General features: G+C 61.2%; 3 protein-coding genes. 1 reads left to right on the plus strand and 2 read right to left on the minus strand.

The features are described 5' to 3' along the window. Positions 1 to 225: cupin domain-containing protein (locus VJS90_RS03000; protein ID WP_324118958.1), on the plus strand; the 225-nt coding region annotated here is incomplete at its 5' end. Positions 226 to 271: 46 nt separating this feature from the next. Here VJS90_RS03000 and VJS90_RS03005 read toward each other — a convergent pair. After that, the gene (locus VJS90_RS03005; protein ID WP_324118961.1) at positions 272 to 451 is read right to left on the minus strand and encodes a hypothetical protein; all 180 of its coding nucleotides are present in this window, start codon (positions 449 to 451) and stop codon (positions 272 to 274) included. A 90-nt stretch (positions 452 to 541) separates the two neighbouring features. Further along, on the minus strand, positions 542 to 2014 hold the full coding sequence (locus VJS90_RS03010) for an aldehyde dehydrogenase family protein (RefSeq protein WP_324118963.1): 1473 nt from the start codon (positions 2012 to 2014) through the stop codon (positions 542 to 544). Positions 2015 to 2234 lie beyond the last annotated feature (220 nt).

Consider the following 2234-nt stretch of genomic DNA (forward strand, 5'->3'; position numbering starts at 1 on the left):
CAGAGCACTCTCAGTCCAGGTGCGTCATTTCGCGTGAATGAGGCCAAGAACACTGAAGAGGAAGGCTACCTTGTGGCAGGCCAGTTGAACATGTGGATCGGTGACCACCCCTTCACGCTCTATCCTGGAGACAGTTTCAGAATCGCGAATGAGCCCTATCGCTGGGAAAATGCTGGCGAAGTCGATGCAGTGGTGATCTGGGTGATCGCCCCTCCAACTTTCTGAAGCCTTCGAAGCAATGCCATCAGCCCTGAGCCGATGGCGATTTCGCTCAATCGCCTGAACGCTCGATTTCCTTCCCCATGCGCGCATCGCCGACGAAGCGAGGATCGAAGGCTGGACGGGTGAAGATCCGCCGGACCATTGGCTCGAAATGCTCGAGCGGCTGGGTGGCATACACCCTCCCGTTGTTATTGTTGGCACGGAGCGCGCGTAGCGTATGCAGGTCCATGCGCGGAGCCGACAGGCCAATCGGCGGTAAACCTGATGGACAACCTTGGAACAGCGGGCGATGACCGCTACAGCCACCGCCCGTCAATCGTTACTTGATGTACCAACCCCATGGCTCATCACTTACGTAAGAAGTGACTTGCTTGGTTTCAAGGTAATTGTCCAGCCCCCACTTACCAAGCTCCCGGCCAATGCCCGATTGCTTGTAGCCACCCCACGGCGCCTCGGTGAAGGTGGGCTGCGAGCAGTTGATCCAGACAATACCTGCCCGCAACGCATTACTGACTCTCGCGGAACGCGCTTCATCGCGCGTCATCACCGCGGCCGCCAGGCCATAGCGGCTGTCGTTGGCTACAGTCACCGCTTCGGCTTCGGTTGCAAACGGACGAACACAGACCACAGGGCCGAAGATCTCTTCGTTCCAGACCTGCGAGTCGAGCGCCATGTCGACCAGTACCGTGGGCTGGTAGTAGAAGCCCCGGACTTTGCCTGCAGGGCGCTCACCTCCCGCGACCACTCGCGCTCCGGCAGTCTTGGCCTGCTCGACGGCAGCGCACACCTGATCGTACTGGGCCTTGGACACCAGAGGCCCGAGCAGCACGCCTTCATCCAGCCCGTTGCCAATGGTGATCTTGCGCGCCTCGGTAGCCAGCCGTTCCAGCAGTCTGGGGTACAGGGTGTCCTGAACCAGAACGCGCGAGGTCGCGGAGCAGACCTGCCCCTGGTTCCAGAAAATGCCGAACATGATCCACTCGACAGCCGCTTCAAGGTCGGCATCGTCGAAGACGATGAGCGGACTCTTGCCGCCAAGTTCCAGGCTGACGCGTTTGATGTCCTTCGCCGCCTCGGCCATGATGCGCGAACCCACGGGGCCGGAGCCTGTGAAGGCCAGCTTGTCCACTTCGGGGTGCACCACGATAGCCTGCCCCGCCACGGAGCCGGAACCGGTGAGGATGTTCAGCACCCCTGGCGGCAGTTGCGCCTGGTGCGCGATGGCGCCGAGTTCAAGGGCAGACAGCGAGGTGATTTCCGCAGGCTTGAGCACCACGGTGCAACCCGCCGCTAGAGCCGGGGCGACTTTCCAGGCCGCCATCAACAGCGGGTAGTTCCACGGAACGATTGCCCCGACCACGCCCAGCGGTTCGCGGCGCACTCTGCAGCGAAAACGCTCGTCCGACACTTCCAGGGCGACATCGCTGTCGTCCAGCTCCTCGGCAAGGCCGGCGTAGTAGTCAAAGCAACCTGCCGCGTCGCCGATGTCCCAGCGTGCCTCGGGCAGCGGCTTGCCATTGTCCTTTACCTCGATGACGGACAGCTCTTCAAGACGTTCACGAATCAACTGGGCGATGCGGCGCAGGTAGACGGCACGCTGTTTGCCAGTGGTCTGCGACCAGCCATCCTTGTCAAAGGCGCGGCGGGCAGCCAGAACGGCCTGGTCCACGTCTTTTTCCGAGGCATGCGCAATGGTCTGGATCACCTCTTCGGTGGCAGGATTGATGACATTCGCCGTCTTGCCGGTTGCCGGCTCGACCCATTGGCCATCGATGTAGAGTTTGCTTTGCATGATGTCTGTGATCCTTCAGATAGTCAGTTCAAATAGCAGCCCGCTCCACGCGGATCATTGGTGCAGATATTTGGCAGGGATCGTGCCTCTGCAGACGCGGTCGATGATCACCGCCAGAATGACGATTGCCAGGCTCGCGCGAATGCCCAGTCCGAATTCCATTCGGGTCAGGCCACGGGTCACTTCCGAGCCCAGACCGCCCGCCCCTACCAGCCCCGCC

Origin of the sequence: Pseudomonas sp. (assembly GCF_035277045.1) — a bacterium.
Lineage (GTDB): Bacteria > Pseudomonadota > Gammaproteobacteria > Pseudomonadales > Pseudomonadaceae > Aquipseudomonas.